The sequence below is a fragment of the Pedobacter africanus genome (assembly GCF_040548825.1).
Classification (GTDB): domain Bacteria; phylum Bacteroidota; class Bacteroidia; order Sphingobacteriales; family Sphingobacteriaceae; genus Pedobacter; species Pedobacter africanus_A.
Map to the genome: position 1 here is coordinate 345,232 of NZ_JBEPSL010000001.1, position 19,511 is coordinate 364,742.

The 19,511-nt window shown below is 46.8% G+C and carries 10 protein-coding genes; all 10 read left to right on the forward strand.

Translation table 11 applies throughout. The features are described 5' to 3' along the window. Positions 1 to 15 precede the first annotated feature (15 nt). Positions 16 to 2,943: a glycoside hydrolase family 2 TIM barrel-domain containing protein gene (locus tag ABIE26_RS01355; protein WP_310140935.1), complete on the forward strand. Its 2,928-nt coding sequence runs from the start codon at positions 16 to 18 to the stop codon at positions 2,941 to 2,943. 8 nt (positions 2,944 to 2,951) lie between these two features. Further along, entirely contained in the window at positions 2,952 to 4,190 is a 1,239-nt protein-coding gene (locus ABIE26_RS01360) for a DUF2264 domain-containing protein (protein ID WP_310140933.1), read from the forward strand. 18 nt (positions 4,191 to 4,208) lie between these two features. Further along, a complete protein-coding gene (locus ABIE26_RS01365) occupies positions 4,209 to 5,414 on the forward strand; it encodes a glycoside hydrolase family 88 protein (RefSeq protein ID WP_310140932.1) in 1,206 nt (401 codons plus the stop codon). Continuing rightward, complete coding sequence (locus tag ABIE26_RS01370) at positions 5,411 to 6,982, forward strand: GH39 family glycosyl hydrolase (RefSeq protein WP_310140929.1); 1,572 nt, start codon at positions 5,411 to 5,413, stop codon at positions 6,980 to 6,982. Before ABIE26_RS01365 ends, ABIE26_RS01370 begins: the two co-directional genes overlap by 4 nt. Before the next feature lie 178 nt (positions 6,983 to 7,160). Beyond that, a complete protein-coding gene (locus ABIE26_RS01375; protein ID WP_436410402.1) occupies positions 7,161 to 9,905 on the forward strand; it encodes a SusC/RagA family TonB-linked outer membrane protein in 2,745 nt (914 codons plus the stop codon). A gap of 11 nt (positions 9,906 to 9,916) precedes the next feature. Beyond that, positions 9,917 to 11,614 carry a RagB/SusD family nutrient uptake outer membrane protein gene (locus tag ABIE26_RS01380; RefSeq protein WP_310140923.1) on the forward strand — a complete coding sequence of 566 codons (1,698 nt, stop codon included), beginning with the start codon at positions 9,917 to 9,919 and terminating at the stop codon, positions 11,612 to 11,614. Between the two features lie 40 nt (positions 11,615 to 11,654). Then, positions 11,655 to 14,744, forward strand: coding sequence for a SusC/RagA family TonB-linked outer membrane protein (locus tag ABIE26_RS01385; RefSeq protein WP_310140921.1), 3,090 nt, complete (start codon positions 11,655 to 11,657; stop codon positions 14,742 to 14,744). 11 nt (positions 14,745 to 14,755) lie between these two features. Further along, positions 14,756 to 16,471, forward strand: a complete 1,716-nt coding sequence (locus tag ABIE26_RS01390; RefSeq protein ID WP_310140918.1) for a RagB/SusD family nutrient uptake outer membrane protein — start codon at positions 14,756 to 14,758, stop codon at positions 16,469 to 16,471. 28 nt (positions 16,472 to 16,499) lie between these two features. Continuing rightward, positions 16,500 to 17,996, forward strand: a complete 1,497-nt coding sequence (locus ABIE26_RS01395) for a hypothetical protein (RefSeq protein WP_310140915.1) — start codon at positions 16,500 to 16,502, stop codon at positions 17,994 to 17,996. A 13-nt stretch (positions 17,997 to 18,009) separates the two neighbouring features. After that, positions 18,010 to 19,497 carry a hypothetical protein gene (locus ABIE26_RS01400; protein ID WP_310140912.1) on the forward strand — a complete coding sequence of 496 codons (1,488 nt, stop codon included), beginning with the start codon at positions 18,010 to 18,012 and terminating at the stop codon, positions 19,495 to 19,497. Positions 19,498 to 19,511: the final 14 nt, after the last annotated feature.

Genomic DNA, 19,511 nt, shown 5'->3' on the forward strand with positions numbered 1-19,511 from the left:
CCAAATAGAACCAAAATGAAAAGAGCCCTGTTATTTAGTTTTTTATCCGTCATCTGGACCAGTTTTGCTTTTGCGGAGTCTGCTTATCAGCTAACACCCTTTACGGGTACCGATTATGTGAGGGTTGTAGTAAACAAAGCTTTTAAAACCGCACCTGGCCATACTTTTAAACTTTTGATCCGTTCCCCCGCCGGGGGCCAGATACTTTGGCAGGGGCCGGTTACTGCTACAACTGCTGTAAACGAAGGTAACAATCACCTGGCCTTTACAGTCCGGAACCTGAAACCGGTTTTATGGACGCCCAACAACCCCTTTTTATATGAGATCACCTTGCAGCAATACAGTGGCAGGGTTTTAAAAAGCGAGTTAAAGGAACGGGCGGGGTTCAGGAGTTTTGAGCGCCGGAAAGGTAACCTTTATCTCAATGGGAAGCCTTTGTTCTTAAGGGGCATTGCCATCAATCCACCGGGAAGGGGAATTCCGGATGCACTGGAAAAAAGCCGGGCATTTGCCTTGGATTATGTGAGGTATATGAAAAGCGTCAATGTAAACATTATCCGTATCCCCGATGAAGAAGCCTGGTTTGATGTGTGCGATGAACTGGGAATGATGGTGTTTGGAGGCAATTACAGTGGTAAGGTAGCTAGCGGTGAAAAGGTAACAGAACAGGAAAAAGTTGGCGATGAAACCGACGGCGGGTTTCCAAAGGATCACGATAAAGGTGTGGCCTGGTATGAAAATGAAAAGCTGGGGGCCATTGCACATCACCCCAGCCTGATGATTTATGCCATGACCAATGAAACGCCTTTTAAAGGCAGCAGGGCAGTAGCATGGGAAAAATTCCTGGGTTATGCATACGGTAAACTCAAAAAATGGGACGAAACGCGTGTCTACATCGCCAATGCCGGATATGGTTATGGTAAAACCGGAGACATCCTGGACATTCACCGCTATTGGGGCTGGTATTACAGCTCGCCTTTCACCTTTTTGCACATCCGCGACAATGCCCGGATTGTTCCTTATCCTAAAAAGGAAGATATGCCCATTACTTTCACCGAATGTGTGGGCAATTATACCGGACCGGACGGTCGCTACAACCTGACGCCCCAGCACAAGAACCCAAGTTCACAGTTGGCCTGGACAGGGCATGAGCGCCAGGACCTGCAGCCATTTCTGGCCGACGAGCACCAGTGTTTTACGCTGAGGCAGGCCACAGAGACTTTTCGTCAGCTCCGTCCGGTGAACCCAGACCTGAGCGGTGTATTTCCTTTTACCATTCTTTTCTACAATTGGAATACGATAGAGAAATTCGCGGATATGAAGCCGAAGCCGGTAACCGAGCAGGTTAAGATCAGTTATCAGCCGGTTTTATTGAGCTGGGAATGCTGGACGCCAAACGTGTATGCGGGCGCTGAAATCAACCCGATTGCACACATCAGCAATGATGACAATGACTTTAAAGATCTCCGGAAGGTAAAGCTGGTCTATCAGATCAGGGATAAATCCCATAGTATTGTGTACGCCGACAGCGTTGCCCTTCCTGACATCCCCTATTATGCCAGCGCAAAAAAGAAGCTGAACATCAAACTGCCTAAAAACCTGAATTCCGGGAAGTATGAACTGATCGGAAAGCTGATGTCGGAGGGCAGGCAGGTATCGCAAAATTACTACAGGTTGTTTGTGGCCGATGCCAGCTTTACCAAGGCGGTGCTACCGCTTGAGTCTGAAGTATTGCTGTATGATAAAAACGGAAGTACCAAGAAGTCACTGAACGGGCTGAACATCCGGTTTAATGAACTTGGTGCTTTTAGTAAGCTGCCGGAAAAAGGTGTACTGATTATCGGCGAAAACGCTGCCGACCAGGAGCTTGCTGATCATGTAAAGCTTGTAAGGGATTTTATGAGCGCTGGAGGTAGGGTAGTGGCTTTAAGGCAGGATAGCCTGCACATGGTCAACTTGAACCGGCTTGCGATCAATAAGCTGGTAAACAGTGCTGTAGATATTGATGATCCTGTATACCCTGTTTCTTCAAAATCGCCCCGTAATGGTTATTATGTAAATGCAGAGCGTCCCGGACATCCTTTGTTTTCCGGCATTACCAGGGAGAACCTCCGCATCTGGTCTGATTATACAGCCTGGGACGAAACCAAGCCCGGGTTTCCGGCCATACAGCCGGTAACGGACGGATTTGTCCTGCAAAACAAGACAGACGTGGCCAATACTGCCATTCTGGCCAATTACAGCTCTGGTTTGCAGGGAATTGCCATTGCTGAGCAATTCCTGGATAATGGAAGCCTGCTGCTTTGCGGACTCGACATTTCCCGCAGAACGGCGATTGACCCGGTAGCTGCCCGTCTCATGCATAATATTGTGGGATACTCCGCTACAGTATCGGGACATGAAAAATATCAGCTGATCACCGCGCCGATTGTATGGGGGGAATATGAAACGGAAAAAGGGCTAGTAGTAGACGCCTATAGTGGTTTTCTGGTGAACTCAACCCCCCGTGTGCCGCCAGGGTACCTTGGCAAAGGCATTGTAGTCACCAAAGAAGGGTACCAGCTGGCAGGTGGGGTACGCTCGGGTTTCAATACCCGACCAGGGATACAGTATGTAGCCAATGGCCGCCGTCCTTTTGGCCCTTATGTGCAGAGTTTCGGAGGGCAGCCTTTACCGGATAAAGACAGCACAGAAGGCATCGGAACTTTCTGGTGCCGCATTCCGGATGGACAGGACATGGCCACCTCTATGGTCTGGAACCCGGGCAGCGAACCTGTAGAGCTTAAGATAAAGGTGAATAATCTTGCAGAACAACGTACAACCGTTCCGCCCGGAGCAAGGATGGCCATAGAAACACCGGTAAATGCCAGTGTGGTGAATATGACCTATTCCGGCGACCGCCGCCTGGTGATACTGGAAACCGCATTTAGTAAACAGAAATAATTCATATCATGATGTATAAAAAAATAGGTATTGTACTGCTTTGCCTCCTCCCGCAATTGTTACGGGCACAACAAAGCGTGGCTGTGCCCGACGGGCCTGCGCAACGCGCATATGAAATTAAAGTATTGACCCGCATTGCTGATCCGGTATTAAATGCCTTAAGCAAAAACCAGCTCAAAATCACCATGCCGGTAGAAGCGAAAGTAGCGAAAGACAGGGTATACAGCACTTACCTTGAGGCCTTCGGACGTCTGCTGGCGGGAATGTCGCCCTGGTTGGAGCTTGGTCCAGACAATACCGAAGAGGGAAAACTGCGTAAAAAGTATATCGAACTGGCAGTCAGCTGCATCAAGAATGCAACAGATCCCAAAGCTGCCGATTTCCTTAATTTTAATGAAGGCAGGCAGCCGCTGGTAGATGCTGCGTTTTTTGCCCAGGCCCTGATCCGTTCACCGAGGCAGTTATGGGGTAACCTGGACGCGCAAACGCGTAAAAATGTACTGGACGCTTTGAGGTCGAGCCGGGTGATTCTGCCTTCCTATACCAACTGGCTGATGTTCAGTGCTACAGTAGAAGCAGCCCTGCAGAAATACGACAATTCTGGCGACAGGATGAGGCTGGATTATGCCATTAAGGAACATTTACTTTGGTACAAAGGGGATGGTATATACGGCGACGGGCCCAGCTTTCATTGGGACTATTACAACAGCTTTGTGATCCAGCCCATGCTGGTGGATGTGCTGAAAGTACTGAAGGAGGCAAAGATGGACCCTAAAAACTACTATGAACTGATCCTGGGCAGGGCACAACGCTGGGCGGCAGTTCAGGAGCGCCTGATCTCACCGGAAGGTACTTATCCTCCACTGGGCAGGTCATTGACCTACAGGTTCGGGGCATTTCAATCGCTCGCCCAGATGTCTTTAATGAAAACATTGCCGAAGCCGCTCCGCCCGGGCCAGGTTAGGTATGCGCTTTATACCGTGATCAGGAAACAGATCGAGGCGCCCGGGACTTTTGATAAGGATGGCTGGTTAAGGATAGGGCTTTACGGCCACCAGCCCAACCTGGGAGAAAACTATATTTCTACCGGGAGCCTTTATTTATGTTCCCAGGGCTTGCTTGCCCTGGGCCTGCCTGCTTCCGATCCGTATTGGCAGGAAGCCAATGCAGACTGGACAGCCCGCAAAGCATGGAAGGGCGAAATGATAGAAATAGACCATGCCTATACAGATCCAAAAGAAAACTAACCAGATATAAATATAACGATGAAGACAATCAACCGCATTCTGATCAGCACACTGATTTTAGCCTGTACCTCCGGTACTGCCGGCGCACAGCAAAAACTAAATTATAAGCCCAAACCAGACTTGATAAAACTGATCGGTAAAAACCTGAAAGATGCTGCCGCACAGTATAAAGTATTGATGAAAAATGTGCCCGCGGATAGTTTGCCCGAAACCTTTGAAAAAAACAGGTCGAAAAGTACAACACCTAAAAACTGGGTGAGCGGCTTTTATCCGGGTACCTTGTTTTACCTGTATGAAGGTACAAAAGATAAGATTTTGTATGATGCCGGACTGGCCAAGTTACCCATCATGGAGCCTATTAAATATATTGATTCGCATGATATAGGCTTCATGATGTTTTGCAGTTTCGGCAATGCCAACAACATCAGGCCCAGCGCAACCTATAAAGATATTTTACTGACCAGTGCCCAGAGTTTGAGCAAAAGGTTCAATCCTATTGTAGGTTGTACCATGTCCTGGGGCTCCAAACCTGGCGAATTCAGGGTGATTATAGACAACATGATGAACCTGGAACTGCTGATGTGGGCTACCCGGGTGAGCGGTGATTCTTCTTACGCAAAAATTGCCATCAGCCATGCCAATACCACCATGAAAAATCATTTCCGCCCCGACTATAGTTCTTATCACCTGGTAAACTACAACCCGGCAACCGGCGGCATCAATAAAAAACAGACCGTTCAGGGCTATGCCGATGATTCTGCATGGGCAAGGGGACAAGGCTGGGGGTTGTACGGTTATACCATGATGTACCGCGAAACCAGGGACCCTAAATATCTGGACCAGGCCAGGCATATTGCAGAGTTCATTCTGAACCATCCAAATCTGCCAAAGGATAAAGTGCCTTATTGGGATTTTAATGCACCAGACATTCCTAATGCTTACCGGGATGCCTCAGCAGGTGCAATTTATGCTTCAGCATTAATTGAGCTTTCGGGTTATGTGGATGCCGTAGCCGCCAAAAAATACCTTGATGCTGCAGAAACAATTATCCGGACGCTTTCAACAGACAGGTTCAAAGCTGCCTATGGCGAAAACGGTGGCTTTATCTTAAAACATAGTGTGGGCCATTTACCAAAACCAGCCATGATCGACGTTCCTTTAACCTATGCCGATTATTATTTTGTGGAAGCGATGCTGCGCTATAAAAAACTTGGGAAAAAATGATCAGGCCGTTTGCAGTTAAATATATCGCTGTGTTGTTTCTGTGTATTTGTTTTGATTTAACAAAGGCACAGGAGGGAGCGACGCGTTATGTGCATGCCGACATGAAGCAGGCGGCCGGAAAAAAGAATAGGGCATACAGTGAATGTATAGGGGCGGGAAGGGCAAACGAAGGCTTGAGGGCCGACTGGCAGGAGCAGCTGGCCATGTTGCAGAAAGATGTACATTTTAAGTATATTCGTTTCCACGGGCTGCTGCACGATGATATGCGTGTTTACAGTATTGATAAAGCTGGTAACCCGGTTTATAATTTTCAGTATGTGGATAAGCTGTTCGATTTTTTACAGCGCATCCATATCAGGCCTTTTGTCGAATTCAGCTTTATGCCTGCGGATATGGCAGCTGGTACCAAGACCATTTTTTGGTGGAAGGCAAATGTAAGCAAACCTAAATCTTACGCACAATGGGATACACTGATCGTTAAACTGGTGAAGCATTGGCAGCAACGCTATGGAGAAGAAGAGGTTAAGAAATGGTATTTTGAAGTCTGGAATGAACCCGATCTGCGTGGTTTTTTCGATGGCTCCCAGGCCGATTATTTTGAACTGTATGCCCATACTGCAAGGGCGGTAAAAAGTGTGTCATCGGCCTATCGTGTTGGCGGACCGGCCACCTCCGCAGTAAAATGGATAGCTGATTTCCTGTCTTATTGTGAGCGGGATAAGCTTCCCCTGGATTTTGTAAGTACGCACGATTATGGTACCACCTCGGTGCTGGACGAAATGGGGACGAAAAAGCAGCAGCTGAAAAATATCCGGGATACCCTGGCGATCGATGTGAAACGGGTAAGAAATACCATTGATGCTTCCAGCTATAAAAATGCTGAACTGCATTTTACCGAATGGAATACTTCACCTTCCTCCAGAGATCCGATACATGATACCTACCAGAATGCCGCATATATTTTGCATGTGTTAAAAAAGGCATCTGCATACAGCAATTCCATGTCGTATTGGACTTTTACTGATATTTTTGAAGAAGCAGGTCCGGGGCCTACCCCTTTTCACGGCGGCTTTGGCCTGATCAATCTTCAGGGAATCAAAAAACCAGGCTACCATGCTTACAGGTTTATCGAACAGCTGGGAGAAACGGAGCTTAAAAATGAAGATGAAAGCTCGTGGATCTGCAGGTCTGAAAATGGGGTTCAGGCCCTGATCTGGGATTACACGCAGCCTTCGGCCGGTTATACCTACAATCAAAATTATTTCAACCGCTTACAGGCGCCTGCAGGGAAAAGAACGGTAAGGTTGCGTATTTCCAACCTCGAAAAAGGCAGGTACCAGGTTGAGGAATACAGACTGGGCTACGGACAAAATGATCCTTATACCGCCTACCTGAAAATGGGCAGCCCAACTAACCTGAGTCCGTCCGAAGTGAGCATTTTAAAACAGGGATCAGCCGGATTGCCGCTCAGAAAATTGACCCTAAACCTAAAAGCGGGAACATATGAACAACCGATAGAACTACATGACAATGAAATTGTACTGATAAAGCTTACCAGACACCTTTAGCATGTATTTATGAACGATTAGACCCGCGTAAATCAGCAGTCTAAAGACTAATATTGAACGAACAAACCAAATATTTAACCAAAATATAAACCAAATGCGTATGGACAAAACTATACTCCCGGAATACGGCTTGAAAAGAGAAATGGTAAGGTTGTGTCTTTTACCTATCCTGTTTTTAATGCCGGAGCTGGTTTTTTCTCAGACCGGGCCTGTCAAAAAAGACAGCCTGCCCGTAACTGAAACCATCAGCCTTCTGAATAAAAGCCAGAAAAAAAGCAACCTGCTCCAGTCAACTGCAACGGTATATAATGAGCAGCTGATCACAACTCCTGCGCCCTCATTTTTACAAGCTTTGCCGGGCCGTTTATCCGGGCTTTATACCCGGCAAAGAAGTGGCGTTCAGGACACAGACGATCCGATTTCGGTAGTCGACTTCAGGATCAGGGGCCAGGTGCCCATCATTCTTATCGATGGTGTACCCAGGGATTTCAGTTCTATCGATCCGGAATCCATTGAATCGGTTACGATCCTTAAGGACGCTTTGTCTACCGTCATGTTTGGCCAGCGCTCTTCAGGCAATATCATTCAGGTAACAACCAAAAGACCTGTAGTGAGCCCATTCAAATTATCCTTTACTGCTCAGCATGGATTGCAAAGCATGATCAACAAGTCGAAACCTGTTTCTGCAGCAGATTTTGCCATTTTGTATAATGAGGCGCGTAACAATGACGGATTGGCACCGGTATATTCGGCCGCAGATATCCTGGCCTACCAGACCGGCTCCGATCCCCTTTTTCACCCCAATAACGATTACCGTAAACTTTTTTTGAACAAGAATGCATCTTTAGATCGTTTCAACATCAATATGCAGAGCGGTAACGAGACTGCCCGTTTTTATGTGGCGATGGATTATCAGAAGGAAGGCGGTTTTTTCAATACCGCTGATATCAATACCTATAGTACCAATGCTGGCGTAGACCGCTATATTGTCAGGTCTAACGTAAGTGTGGACCTCAACAAGACACTGAATATCGGACTGAATATTTTCGGCCGTATCCAGGATGCCAACCAGCCCGGAGGTACCACTTCCGCTATTTTCTCGGCAATAGCGTATACCCCGAATAACGCCTACAGCATTTTCAATCCGGACGGTTCATTAGGTGGCAACAGTACTTTCTCCAATAACATCTATGGTATGCTCAACAATTCGGGGTACCTGAAATCAAGTGCCAGAGATCTGGCCGCTGATATGGAGATTACCCAGAAACTGGGGATTATTTTGCCAGGTCTATGGATCAAAGGAAATATTTCCTACAACAATACCGTAGCCACATCGGTAGACCGGACAAAGGATTTTCTGGTTTATAATCTAAATATTGGCAGTGGCACCCCGGTATACACGCCAATAGGCACAAGCAGGAGCCAGTCGACCACGCTGTCCATCTCGTCGCGGCGTACCTATACTTATGGTAAACTGAGTTTAGGGTACGACAGGAATTTTAACGGGCATAGCCTCAGCCTGCTCGCCCTGGCTGATAACCAATCGACTACCTTAAACCTTGACCTTCCGGCTACCTATACCAATATAGCCGGTAATGCCACCTATAATTTTAAAGAAAAGTATTTTGCTGAAGCTGCACTGAGCTATGGCGGCCACAACCGTTTTAAACCTGGCAGCAGGTTTGGGCTGTTTTATGCCGCAGGTTTAGGCTGGAACCTGGCTAAAGAAGATTTTCTGAAAGAGGTGCCCTGGATCAATACCCTGAAACCCCGCATCAGTTACGGGCGTACCGGTAATGCGAATGTAGGCTATTATGTGTACGACCAATATTATGAATACGGAGGAACAAGCGCGGCCTATTATTTTGGCTCTACACCAGCGGTAGCCAGATATTACAGGGAAATGGCCCTGGCCAATCCTAACGCAACATGGGAGAAGGCAAATAAACTCAACATCGGACTGGACGTGGAAATGTTTGACAGTCGGCTGAAAATCACTTCAGAATATTTTAACGACAGGTATTCTGATCTGATGCAGGACAGGGGAAAGTCCATCCAGCTGATCGGACAAACCTTTCCTGCTGAAAATGTAGGTAAGAACAGGTATACCGGTGTTGAAAATAACATTTCCTGGAATGGTAAATCGGCTTCATTTGGCTATTTTGTTTCGGGAAATATCTCTATGCTGCAATCTAAAGTGTTGTACCAGGACGAGGTGTACCGCCAATACGGTTATCAGAAGCGTACTGGGCTCCCGGTTGGCCAGGTGTTTGGTTACCTGGCCGATGGGTTTTTCCAGTCGCAGGCCGATATCAATTCCAGCCCTGCTGTTGACGGGTATACACCCGTACCTGGCGACATCAGGTACAAGGACCTGAATGGGGATGGCATGATTAACCAGTTTGATGAAACTGCACTGGGTACGCAGAGGGCGATGATCTACTATGGTTTGACCGCAGGTTTTAATGTGAAGGGATTTGACCTGAGCATTTCTATCCAGGGTGTAGCCAACCGGGATATCGTTATTGGCAGTGGGAACAACCTGGTAGCGAATGCACTTGCATTTGACTTTCAGAACAGTGGCAATGCCCAGGCTTTTGAACAGCACCTGAACCGCTGGACACCGGCGAATGCCGCGAACGCCACTTATCCGCGGCTCTCCATCGGTACCAATACCAATAACCAGCGCGCATCAAGTTTCTGGGTACAGTCTATGGCTTATCTGCGCCTGCAAAACATAGATATGGGCTATACACTTCCTGCAAGTCTAACCAGCAGGATCAGGGTAAACAGCATCCGAATTTTTGCGAACGCATTTAACGTGTATTCTTTTGATAAGCTGAATTACAGCGATCCGGAAGGTTACAACTCTATTTTTCCACTTCGCAGAACTTTCAATATAGGCCTCAATGTTAAACTATAAATGCCAAGACCATGATAAATTATAAACATCCATTGTTTGGCCTCGCTTTTACAGCCATGGTCTTTACAGCTTGTCAGAAAATGGAAGACCGGCCTCTGGAAAAGATTACTGAAGAGTACCTCTGGGATTCCAAAGATTCGTTGGGTACCAATGCCAGTTATTTTTTAAACGATATTTACGGCGATCTGCCAACCGGCTATAACCGGATTGATGGTAATCTTTTAGATGCTGCCACGGATGATGCTGTTCCATCGGCAGATAATACTGCTATTTCGAGGTTTACCAATGGAGGATATTCACCCCTGGTAAACGACGATAATTCCTGGAATGCGAATTACACCAGTATCAGGAAATGTAATCTTTTTGTACAGAATTTTCCTAAGGTAAATCTGAAAAAATCTGACCCGGCCATATTTATACAGGGGCAATACTGGAAGGCAGAAAACCGCTTTTTAAGGGCCATATTTTATTATGAACTCATCAAACGCTACGGCGGAGTACCTTTGCTGGGCGATCGCGTCTTAACTGCTAATGATGATCTGCGTCTTCCGCGCAATTCTTTCGATGATTGTGTAAACTATATTGTAAGTGAATGCGATGCAATAATAGCCGATTTAAGGCCGGATCCTATCCCTGCGGGAGAGTATGGCAGAATCACTAAATCTATAGCCTTAACACTAAAGGCAAAAGCATTAGTGCTGGCGGCGAGTCCGCTAAACAATGCAGGCAATGATTTTGGCAAATGGAGAAAGGCAAAAAATGCACTGGCCGATGTGATCCGGACAGGGGTTTATAGCCTGGAACCTTCTTTTGCAAATGTATTCCTGGTGCGTAAGAACAATGAAGTGATCCTGGCCTACCAGCGGGCTTTGACATTTGATGTGGAAACCAATAATGCACCAGTTGGCTATGTAAACGGTACCACGGCCAGTCGTGGACGGACCAGTCCTACACAAGAGCTTGTAGATGCTTTTCCTACCATTAAGGGCCTGCCTATTACTTCAGATTTGAAGTCGGGAGCAAATCCAACAGGCTATGATGGTAATAATCCTTATGCCAATCGCGATCCGCGCCTGGGTTTAACCGTATTCTATAACGGTGCACGCTGGCTCAACCGCGAGGTTGAAACATTTAACGGAGGGCGAGACCGTCCGGGAACCGCTATCATAGAGACCAAAACCGGTTATTACATGCGTAAGTTCATGGCCGATTTTTCTAACGGAACAGCCTATTCCAATCAGACACACAATTTCCCGATATTCCGTTATGCCGATATTCTGCTGTTGTTTGCAGAGGCCAAGAATGAAGTGGATGGTCCGGGGACGGGTGCCGACTCTGTATACACTTACCTGAGGGCCATCAGGGCCAGGGCCGGTATTCAGGCCGGAACTGCACCAAATACCTATGGACTACCTAACGGCCTTACAGCGGGGCAAATGAGGGAGTTCATCCGCAATGAGCGCAGGGTAGAGCTGGCATTTGAAGAACAGCGTTTCTGGGATCTGAGGCGCTGGAAAATTGCTGAGCAGGTATACAATAAATCCCTGCACGGCATGCGAATAAACAGATCAGGTACTACGCTCAGTTATCAGATTGAAACACTGAGTATCCCGTTCCAGTTTTTTGCCCCAAGAATGTATAGGTATGCCATTCCGTTCAGCGAAATCTCTAAAAATATAAACCTGGTACAAAACGAAGGATATCAATAGTAACTGTAATGGGTTATTGCAATTTAAATGATTGAAGATTATGAAGAAATTAATACAAATGGTCATCCTGCTTTATTGCTGTTTGCTGCCTGTTATGGCCCTGGCGCAAACAACAGTTCGCGGCACAGTTAGAGACAATTCAGGTGTTGTACCAGGGGTGAGCATACAGGAAAAAGACGGGAAGGGGAACGGGACCAGCACCAATGAAAAAGGAGAGTTTCGCCTTACATTAAAAGGAACATCAAATGTACTGGAAATTACGGCTATTGGCTACCTGAAGCAGAGTGTCAATATTGGCGGTCAATCCACGGTAAACATTATCCTTAAAGAAGATACCAAAGGTTTGGAAGAGGTAGTGGTAATTGGTTTCGGAACGACAAAAAAAATCACGAATACCGGTGCCATCAGTACCATTTCGGCAGCAGATATCCGCACTACACCAACACCAAACATCCAGAATACGCTTGCAGGCAGGGCGCCTGGCTTCATATCACAGCAACGCTCCGGTCAGCCCGGTAAGAGCGGCGCAGATTTTTATATCCGCGGTGTCAATTCACTTTCCGGTGAGTCGCAAAAGCCTTTGATCATTGTTGATGATGTTGAGTATACTTATGATCAGGTAGCGCAATTGGATGCAAATGAAATTGAGACGTTTACCATACTGAAGGATGCATCTACCACGGCTGTATACGGAATAAAAGGTGCCAATGGCGTACTGGTGATCACCACAAGACGGGGTAAAACGGGCAGGCCAATGGTCAACTTTAACACCGAATCCGGCTGGCAATCGGCTGTACACAAGCCCAATTTTCTTGATGCCTATACAGTGGCCAGTTTAAAAAATGAGGCCATACGGAATGACAATGATGGTACCCCGCTGGAGTTTTCAGATGCAGACCTGGAACACTGGCGTTTAAAAGACGATCCTTATGGTCACCCTGATGTAGACTGGTACAATGCAGTATTTAAGGATAATGCCTACCAGATACGCAACAACGTAGATATTTCCGGAGGAAGTGAGAAAGTGAAGTATTTTGTATCTGCAGGGCATGTTTTCCAGAACGGAATGCTCAGAAATTTTAGTAAAGGCACTTATGAGGCTCCGGAAAACAACTATGCCTATCAGCGCTATACCTTCCGCTCCAATCTGGATATGCAAGCTACCAAAGATCTAGCCCTGCGCCTGGATCTGACCGGTCGTGTGGGCAACATTACGGAGCCGCATATTGCCACTTCACCATTGAGTACTGTTTATAGTTTTCAGCGTCTTCCACCTTATGCACAGCCGCTGCTTAATCCCGATGGCAGTTATCCGTGGGCTTTCAGGTCAAGGCCTTCTTTTTACGAAACCAGCTTAATCGGTCGCCTGGCTTTGCAGGGTTACGATAAAACCTATAGAAACGAATTTAATGTACTGGTTAGTGCCGATCATAAACTTGATTTTATTACGCAGGGACTGTCTGTACAGGGTAGGATTGCCTATTCGGGCGATGTGAGTTACGACAGGGGGCTTTACAGGAATAATATCCCTGCATTTTACTACAACCCTGAAAACAATAGCTATACCATACACAGCAATAACCTTTACCGTTTGGAACCCCTGACCAGGACAAGTTCAGCAGAAAATACCATTACCCGTAAAACATTGAATTCATTGGTTAAACTGAACTACTTACGCTCATTTGGCAACCATAACGTAAACGGATTGATATTATATAATATCAATGACGTTACAAAGGGAGACTATAATTCTGATACCAATGTTAAGCTGCTGCAGGAATATGCGCCGGTAAGTTCCAACGGGGTGACGTTTAGGGTAGGTTATGACTATAAACAACGTTATCTCATTGATTTTAACGGCGCTTACAACGGTACCAGCCAGTTTGTGGGTCGGCAGAAGAAAGGCTTTTTCCCTGCAGTATCTGTAGGCTGGAACATCGCCGAGGAAGCCTTTGTCAAGCAACACCTGAAATTTCTTGATTTGTTAAAATTAAGGGGATCATGGGGAATGACCGGATCTGACATTACCGGAGGCAATATCTATGTAACAGAACAGGTTTACGAAGCAGGCCCGAATTACAATTTTGGGGAAACCTCTAATACCTTTACCAGCATACAGGAAGGCACTTTAGGAAATTATGATATTACCTGGGAAAAGTCTAAGAAGACAGACATTGGTCTGGATGCACAACTTTTTAGTGGGAAGCTAAACTTTACCTTTGATTATTTTTATGATTACCGATACAATCAGTTGTGGACAAAGCAGGATGTATTGAATATTCTGGGGGTTGCGCTTCCTAAAACCAATTCCGCCATTACTGAAAATAAAGGTTTTGATGGCCAGATTGGGTTTCGTCATAAGACCGGTGAGCTGAACTATTCGGCTAATTTTACTTTCTCGAGGGCAAAAAATAAAGTGGTTTACCAGGGAGAGGCTCCGCCAAGATATGCCTATCTCGCAAAAACCGGCCTGCCAATAGGCCAGGGCTTTGGTTACAATGTGCTGGGCTTTTTCCAGACCCAGGAAGAGGTTGACAATTATGCCCACGTTGCCAATGCAAAACCCGGCGATCTTAAATATGAGGATGCCAATAATGATGGCGTAATTGATCAGGAAGATTACCGGGCCATAGGTAAGCCTAACCTGCCGCAAACGGTTTTAGGAACCTCTTTGGGAGTGGAGTATAAGGGATTTAGTTTGAATGTGTTGTTCCAGGGTAGTTTCGATTACAGCTACCGGATCGCTACGGCAGGGGTAATCCCTTTTCAGGGTAACCTCCAGCGTTCTGCCCTGGGCAGGTGGACTCCGGAAACAGCAGCCACAGCTACATTCCCAAGGCTGAGCAATAACCTGGCAGGGCCAAGCAGCCCCTCCAATGCTTCTTCTTTCTGGATGGTGGATGCCCATTATATCAGGCTGAAATCGGTAGACATAGGTTACAGGCTCCCGAAACAGTGGCTAAGTAAAGTAAAAGTAAGTTCGGCCAGGATCTATGTCAGCGGCTACGACCTGTATACCTGGGCAAATTTCGACCTGTATTCTCAGGATCCGGAAATTGCAAGTAATGGCAGTGCGGGCACCTATCCTGTACAAAAGGTAATCAATTTAGGACTGCAGGTTGGATTTTAATATTTAAGAAGATGAAAAAGAAAATATTTTTAGCTGCGGTTTTTATGGTTCTGATGGCTGCAGCCTGTAAAAAAGGCGGGGTGCTGGAACAGGTCAAAACCACAGACCTGACAGAAGAGAGCACCTTTGCAGATAGTGCCCGTACCATGCAGTTCCTGACCAGAATCTATACAGACATAGGTTTTAGCGCTGACCCTAAAAGATTTGGCAGCAGTGTAGGGGTTTACAGCATCTGCGACGAAGTAGAAGGCTCGTTGCTTTCTGCCACCGCATATAACGTGATTTTTCAAACGGGTTCCATCAGCGCTATAAATGTACCTACTGATGCCTGGGTAACTACCTATGCCAATATCAGGAGGGTGAATGTGCTGCTGAGTCATTTGTCAACTGTTCCGCTATCTCAGCGTTTAAGGGACCGGATTGCCGGTGAAGCACGTTTTTTAAGGGCCTGGTACTATTTCATATTGATCAAACACTATGGAGGCGTTCCGTTGATCGGGGACGTAGTATATGGCGCTACAGATCCGGTTCCGGGGAAACGCAATACCTATGAAGAATGTGTGAATTATATTGAATCGGAATGTAAAGCTGCGGCACAGATCCTTCCACAGATCTATACCGGGCTTGACTTCGGACGGGTAACGAAAGGTGCTGCACTTGCACTCAGATCCAGGCTGCTGTTGTATGCAGCAAGTCCGTTGTTCAACGGCAGAGCCGATATGGATGGAGTTTTGGGTTACCCGAATGCTGATCCGGGCCGTTGGAACAAAGCTGCCCAAGCGGCGCTCGATGTGGTTAACCTGAACCAGTACGGTTTGTATGAGCTTGCAGGCGGAATGGGTTTTCAGAAGGTATTTACCCTGCGCAAAAATAATGAATACATCCTGGCGGCAATGGCAGGTAACAACAGGACGCTGGAAGCCATCTGGGATCCTCCGACGCGTACAGGTACAGGCAGTGCAATGCCTTATCAGGAATTGGTAGATGCTTTTGGTACCATCAATGGTAAACCAATTACAGAAGACCTGAAATCATCTGCCAACCCCACGGGTTATGATCCTGCAAATCCATATGTTAACCGCGATCCGAGGTTCAACTGGAGCATATTGTTCAATGAAGGTATGCGCCTGAATACCAGTAAAACAGTCACCCCTGTATTTACCTATTCCGGTGCTGCCCAGGATGGCTTCAACTTCACCAAAACAGGGTACTACCTGAGGAAAATGCTGGACGACAATACTATTGCCAGTACCACATCATCTGCCACAGAGCGTTGTTTTCCTTTAATACGCTATGCGGAGATCCTGCTGAATTATGCGGAAGCAAGTAATGAAGCAGGGGATTTGCAAACTGCTTACACGCAGGTAAAGGCCATCCGTAAACGTGCAGGCATCCTGCCCGGAGCGGAAGACAATTACGGACTTTCAGACGGACTTACAAAAGAAACTATGCGTGCGGTAATTCAGAACGAAAGAAGGGTAGAACTGGCCATTGAAGAGCACCGCTACTGGGACGTACGCAGGTGGAAAATTGCAGAGAACGTATCCAATAAAACTCTGCATGGAATGAAGATCACCAGGGTAGGCACCGGCACACCAGCAACCTATACCTATGAACTGATCAATATCCGTACACCGGCATTTATTGCTCCAAAATATTATTTATGGCCGATCCCTCAGAGTGAGGTCAACAAATCGGCAGAGCTGATGCAAAACCCCGGATGGTAAAGTTAAATATCAACAGAAAAAAAAGATTATGAATCCAATACGTTCATCAGGCATTAACCTCAGGCCGATCATGGCCTTCATGATCATGGGGATGCTATTCAATTCCTGCAAAAAGGATAAATTCAGTGTACCACTCAATGTCGGTACCATCAGGTTTGCGGCAAATGCCTATACCATTGAAAACAATACTGTAGATCCGCTAACCATCGTTTTGCCCCTGTCGCTGCCTTTAGAAGAAGAGGCTACGGTACTCATTTCGGTCGACGGGCAAAGTACCATTGCCGCAGATCAATATACCATAACACCGGCTATCCCTGCAGGCGGGTTAACCCTTAAATTGCCTAAAGGGGCCACTGAGGTTTCCTTTCAGGTCAGCTCTTTAAATAGTTTTGAGGGAGAAAAGTCGTTGGTATTAAAACTAAGTGCTGCCACAGGCGGGCTTTCCGTTGCCAATACCAATGCAGTTTCCAGTATCACTATTAAGGGAAACCCGATTATTCTGCCGGAAATCAAGACCTCAGAATCCGGACTGGCATTCGGCAATGTAGTGACTACCAGCATATCTGATTCGAAATCCTATGTGCTGACCGGCGTTAAGCTCAGCACTGATGTACTGATCAGCGCTACTGCAAATTTCCAGGTATCATTGGACGATCAGGCATTCGGCAGTAGTTTAACTATCCCGTTTGCCACACTTAATGCAGCGCCGGTAACGATCTATGCACGGTTTTTAGCAAATACAGGTATTAACCAAACGGTTACCGGTTCCATTTTGCACAGTTCCGGAACAGTTCCTGATGCCATTGTAAGCGTTTCAGGTATAGAATACGGGGTGGCTGCCCCCGGGGTGCTGATCAAGAAGGAAGACCTGGAATACGGGACTACTGCCGGTGCCTTATCTACAAGGAGCGGAGGCAGCTGGGCCACTTTCTCTGCCGGGGGATCCAGTGCTGTACAATATATTTCTGCGGGCCTGACTTATACTGGTTACGCAGGTTCAGGTATTGGCGGCGCCCTGGTTTCTGAAAACGGAAATGGCTCAAGAGAAGACATCAGCTGGGCATTTCCCGCACAAACCAGTGGCGTAATTTATACCGCCCAGATGATAAATTTTGCTTCTGCACCTGCAACTGCCGATTTCTTCCTTTCGCTGGGTGATGGTGCTTCAGGTACCACGCCGGCATATTTTAATCGTATTTATGCAAAAGCCAATGGCAGTCAGCTTTCTTTGGGTATAGGCAGGAATTCCGCAACGGCTGTATACAGTACAACCGGGCTAGACTACGGAAAAACCTACCTGGTAGTCCATAAATATGAATTTGCGACCGGAAATTCTGCTTTATATCTCATCGGAAGTACGATTCCTGTTATAGAGCCTCCGGTTCCTAACGCAACATCGGTGGCTACCGGAGATCCGGCATCCCTGACCAGGGTAGTGATCAGGCAAAATACAAATGCTCCGTTGAAAGCTACGGTTGATGGAATCAGGGTAGCAACTTCATGGAAGGAAGCTATAGGACTTTAAAAAAATAAGACATATGACCACATTAAGAAGAAATATTTCAGGTTTGCTGCTGGTGCTTATCCTTGCTGCGGGCTGTGTGAAGAACAGTCCGCAGCCTACCATACCTGCCATGCCCGAATTGCCCCCTGTAGCCGGGGGCAATGGCTCGGCAATGATTACCGTAGATTGCGCAGTGCCGCAGGGTGATGTGATGCGATTTGAACAATCCAACGTTCATTCTACCACTTCAAACCTTCCGGGAGAAAATGCACGAACCTGGCTGCAGTCTCTAAACCACAAAACCATACGTACCTGGCTGGCATTGAGTACCATCAACAGCAAGGGTTATAATTACAAATACAGCAGCGATGTTCCGACCGAAACTTCCCTGGCCTATTATTCTACCTGTGCCGATTCCCTGCTGATCGCCTTAACAGCCTACAAGTCGTCACCCTCAACGCCATTACCTGGTGATGGGAAAGGGAGCTTGTTCCAGAATTTTATCAAACAGACCATCATCTACTACAAGAACAAATTCCCTAAAATCAAATACATACAAGCAGGCAATGAACCGGATTATGCCGGAGAAACAGCCGTTAGCTATTATGAGGTGTACAAGGATTATTACAAAGCCATCAATGCGGCGAATGCCGAATTGGGACTGGCAGGGAACAGCAGGCTGATGCTGAGCAATGGGGCATTTACCAGTACTACGAATTTTTCGGCACTGGTGGATTATACCAATCAGTTCCTGGCATTGTATGCAGCAGATACAGACCCGGGTAAACGACTGGATTTTTTTAGCATGAACTGTTATACAGAACAGAGCAACCCAAAGTTATTTGAAACTGCCAAACCGCAGATCATTGCTGCACTGGCGGCAAAAGGTATTTCAGCAAAGCCTGTGTTTGTAACCGAATATGGTTTGTCTGGCGGCGATTTCCTTCCTGCAGCTTGGGTAAGGGCACAGCTCATGACAGCCTGGGCACCTGCACAGCTGGCAAAGGCCTTTTATCTGTACGAGGGCGGGGTAGACCGGGTATTCAACTGGGCCATTAGCCATGGTGAAATCCTGCATAAAAGCGAACTGGCCGACCTGAACAATGCCTATCCGAACCCTTATGGTTATGCCCTGATGTTTGGCAAACAAATTTCCGATCGCGGTACCCGGATCAAGGCTACCTCAACCAAACTTTCGGCCCAGGGCCTGGGGATCAATGCCCTGGCGGCCACGGGCAATGGTAAGGGAATAGCCGTTTTGGTATGGAATTTTAACTATACCAATTTTACTCCCGATCAGGAGATCAGCGTAAAGATCAACAATATCCCACAAACCGCTTTTACGGGTAAGATCAACACAAAAATATACATGATCGATTCTAAGAACAATAACATCTATACCAACCCCTCACAAAACAGCCTGACCGTAAGTTCAGAGCAGACATACGATTATGCTGCCTCACTTTCTGTTCCTCTAAAACTGGAAGGTAACTCGGTGGCACTGATTGTACTGAACCCATAGCAGGTCACGCACCT

What these genes read in the sequence shown, in the direction of transcription:
- ABIE26_RS01355 (WP_310140935.1), top strand. Translation starts at nt 16, where the DNA reads ATGAAAAGAGCCCTGTTATTTAGTTTTTTATCCGTCATCTGGACCAGT.
- ABIE26_RS01360 (WP_310140933.1), top strand. Translation starts at nt 2,952, where the DNA reads ATGATGTATAAAAAAATAGGTATTGTACTGCTTTGCCTCCTCCCGCAA.
- ABIE26_RS01365 (WP_310140932.1), top strand. Translation starts at nt 4,209, where the DNA reads ATGAAGACAATCAACCGCATTCTGATCAGCACACTGATTTTAGCCTGT.
- ABIE26_RS01370 (WP_310140929.1), top strand. Translation starts at nt 5,411, where the DNA reads ATGATCAGGCCGTTTGCAGTTAAATATATCGCTGTGTTGTTTCTGTGT.
- ABIE26_RS01375 (WP_436410402.1), top strand. Translation starts at nt 7,161, where the DNA reads ATGCCGGAGCTGGTTTTTTCTCAGACCGGGCCTGTCAAAAAAGACAGC.
- ABIE26_RS01380 (WP_310140923.1), top strand. Translation starts at nt 9,917, where the DNA reads ATGATAAATTATAAACATCCATTGTTTGGCCTCGCTTTTACAGCCATG.
- ABIE26_RS01385 (WP_310140921.1), top strand. Translation starts at nt 11,655, where the DNA reads ATGAAGAAATTAATACAAATGGTCATCCTGCTTTATTGCTGTTTGCTG.
- ABIE26_RS01390 (WP_310140918.1), top strand. Translation starts at nt 14,756, where the DNA reads ATGAAAAAGAAAATATTTTTAGCTGCGGTTTTTATGGTTCTGATGGCT.
- ABIE26_RS01395 (WP_310140915.1), top strand. Translation starts at nt 16,500, where the DNA reads ATGAATCCAATACGTTCATCAGGCATTAACCTCAGGCCGATCATGGCC.
- ABIE26_RS01400 (WP_310140912.1), top strand. Translation starts at nt 18,010, where the DNA reads ATGACCACATTAAGAAGAAATATTTCAGGTTTGCTGCTGGTGCTTATC.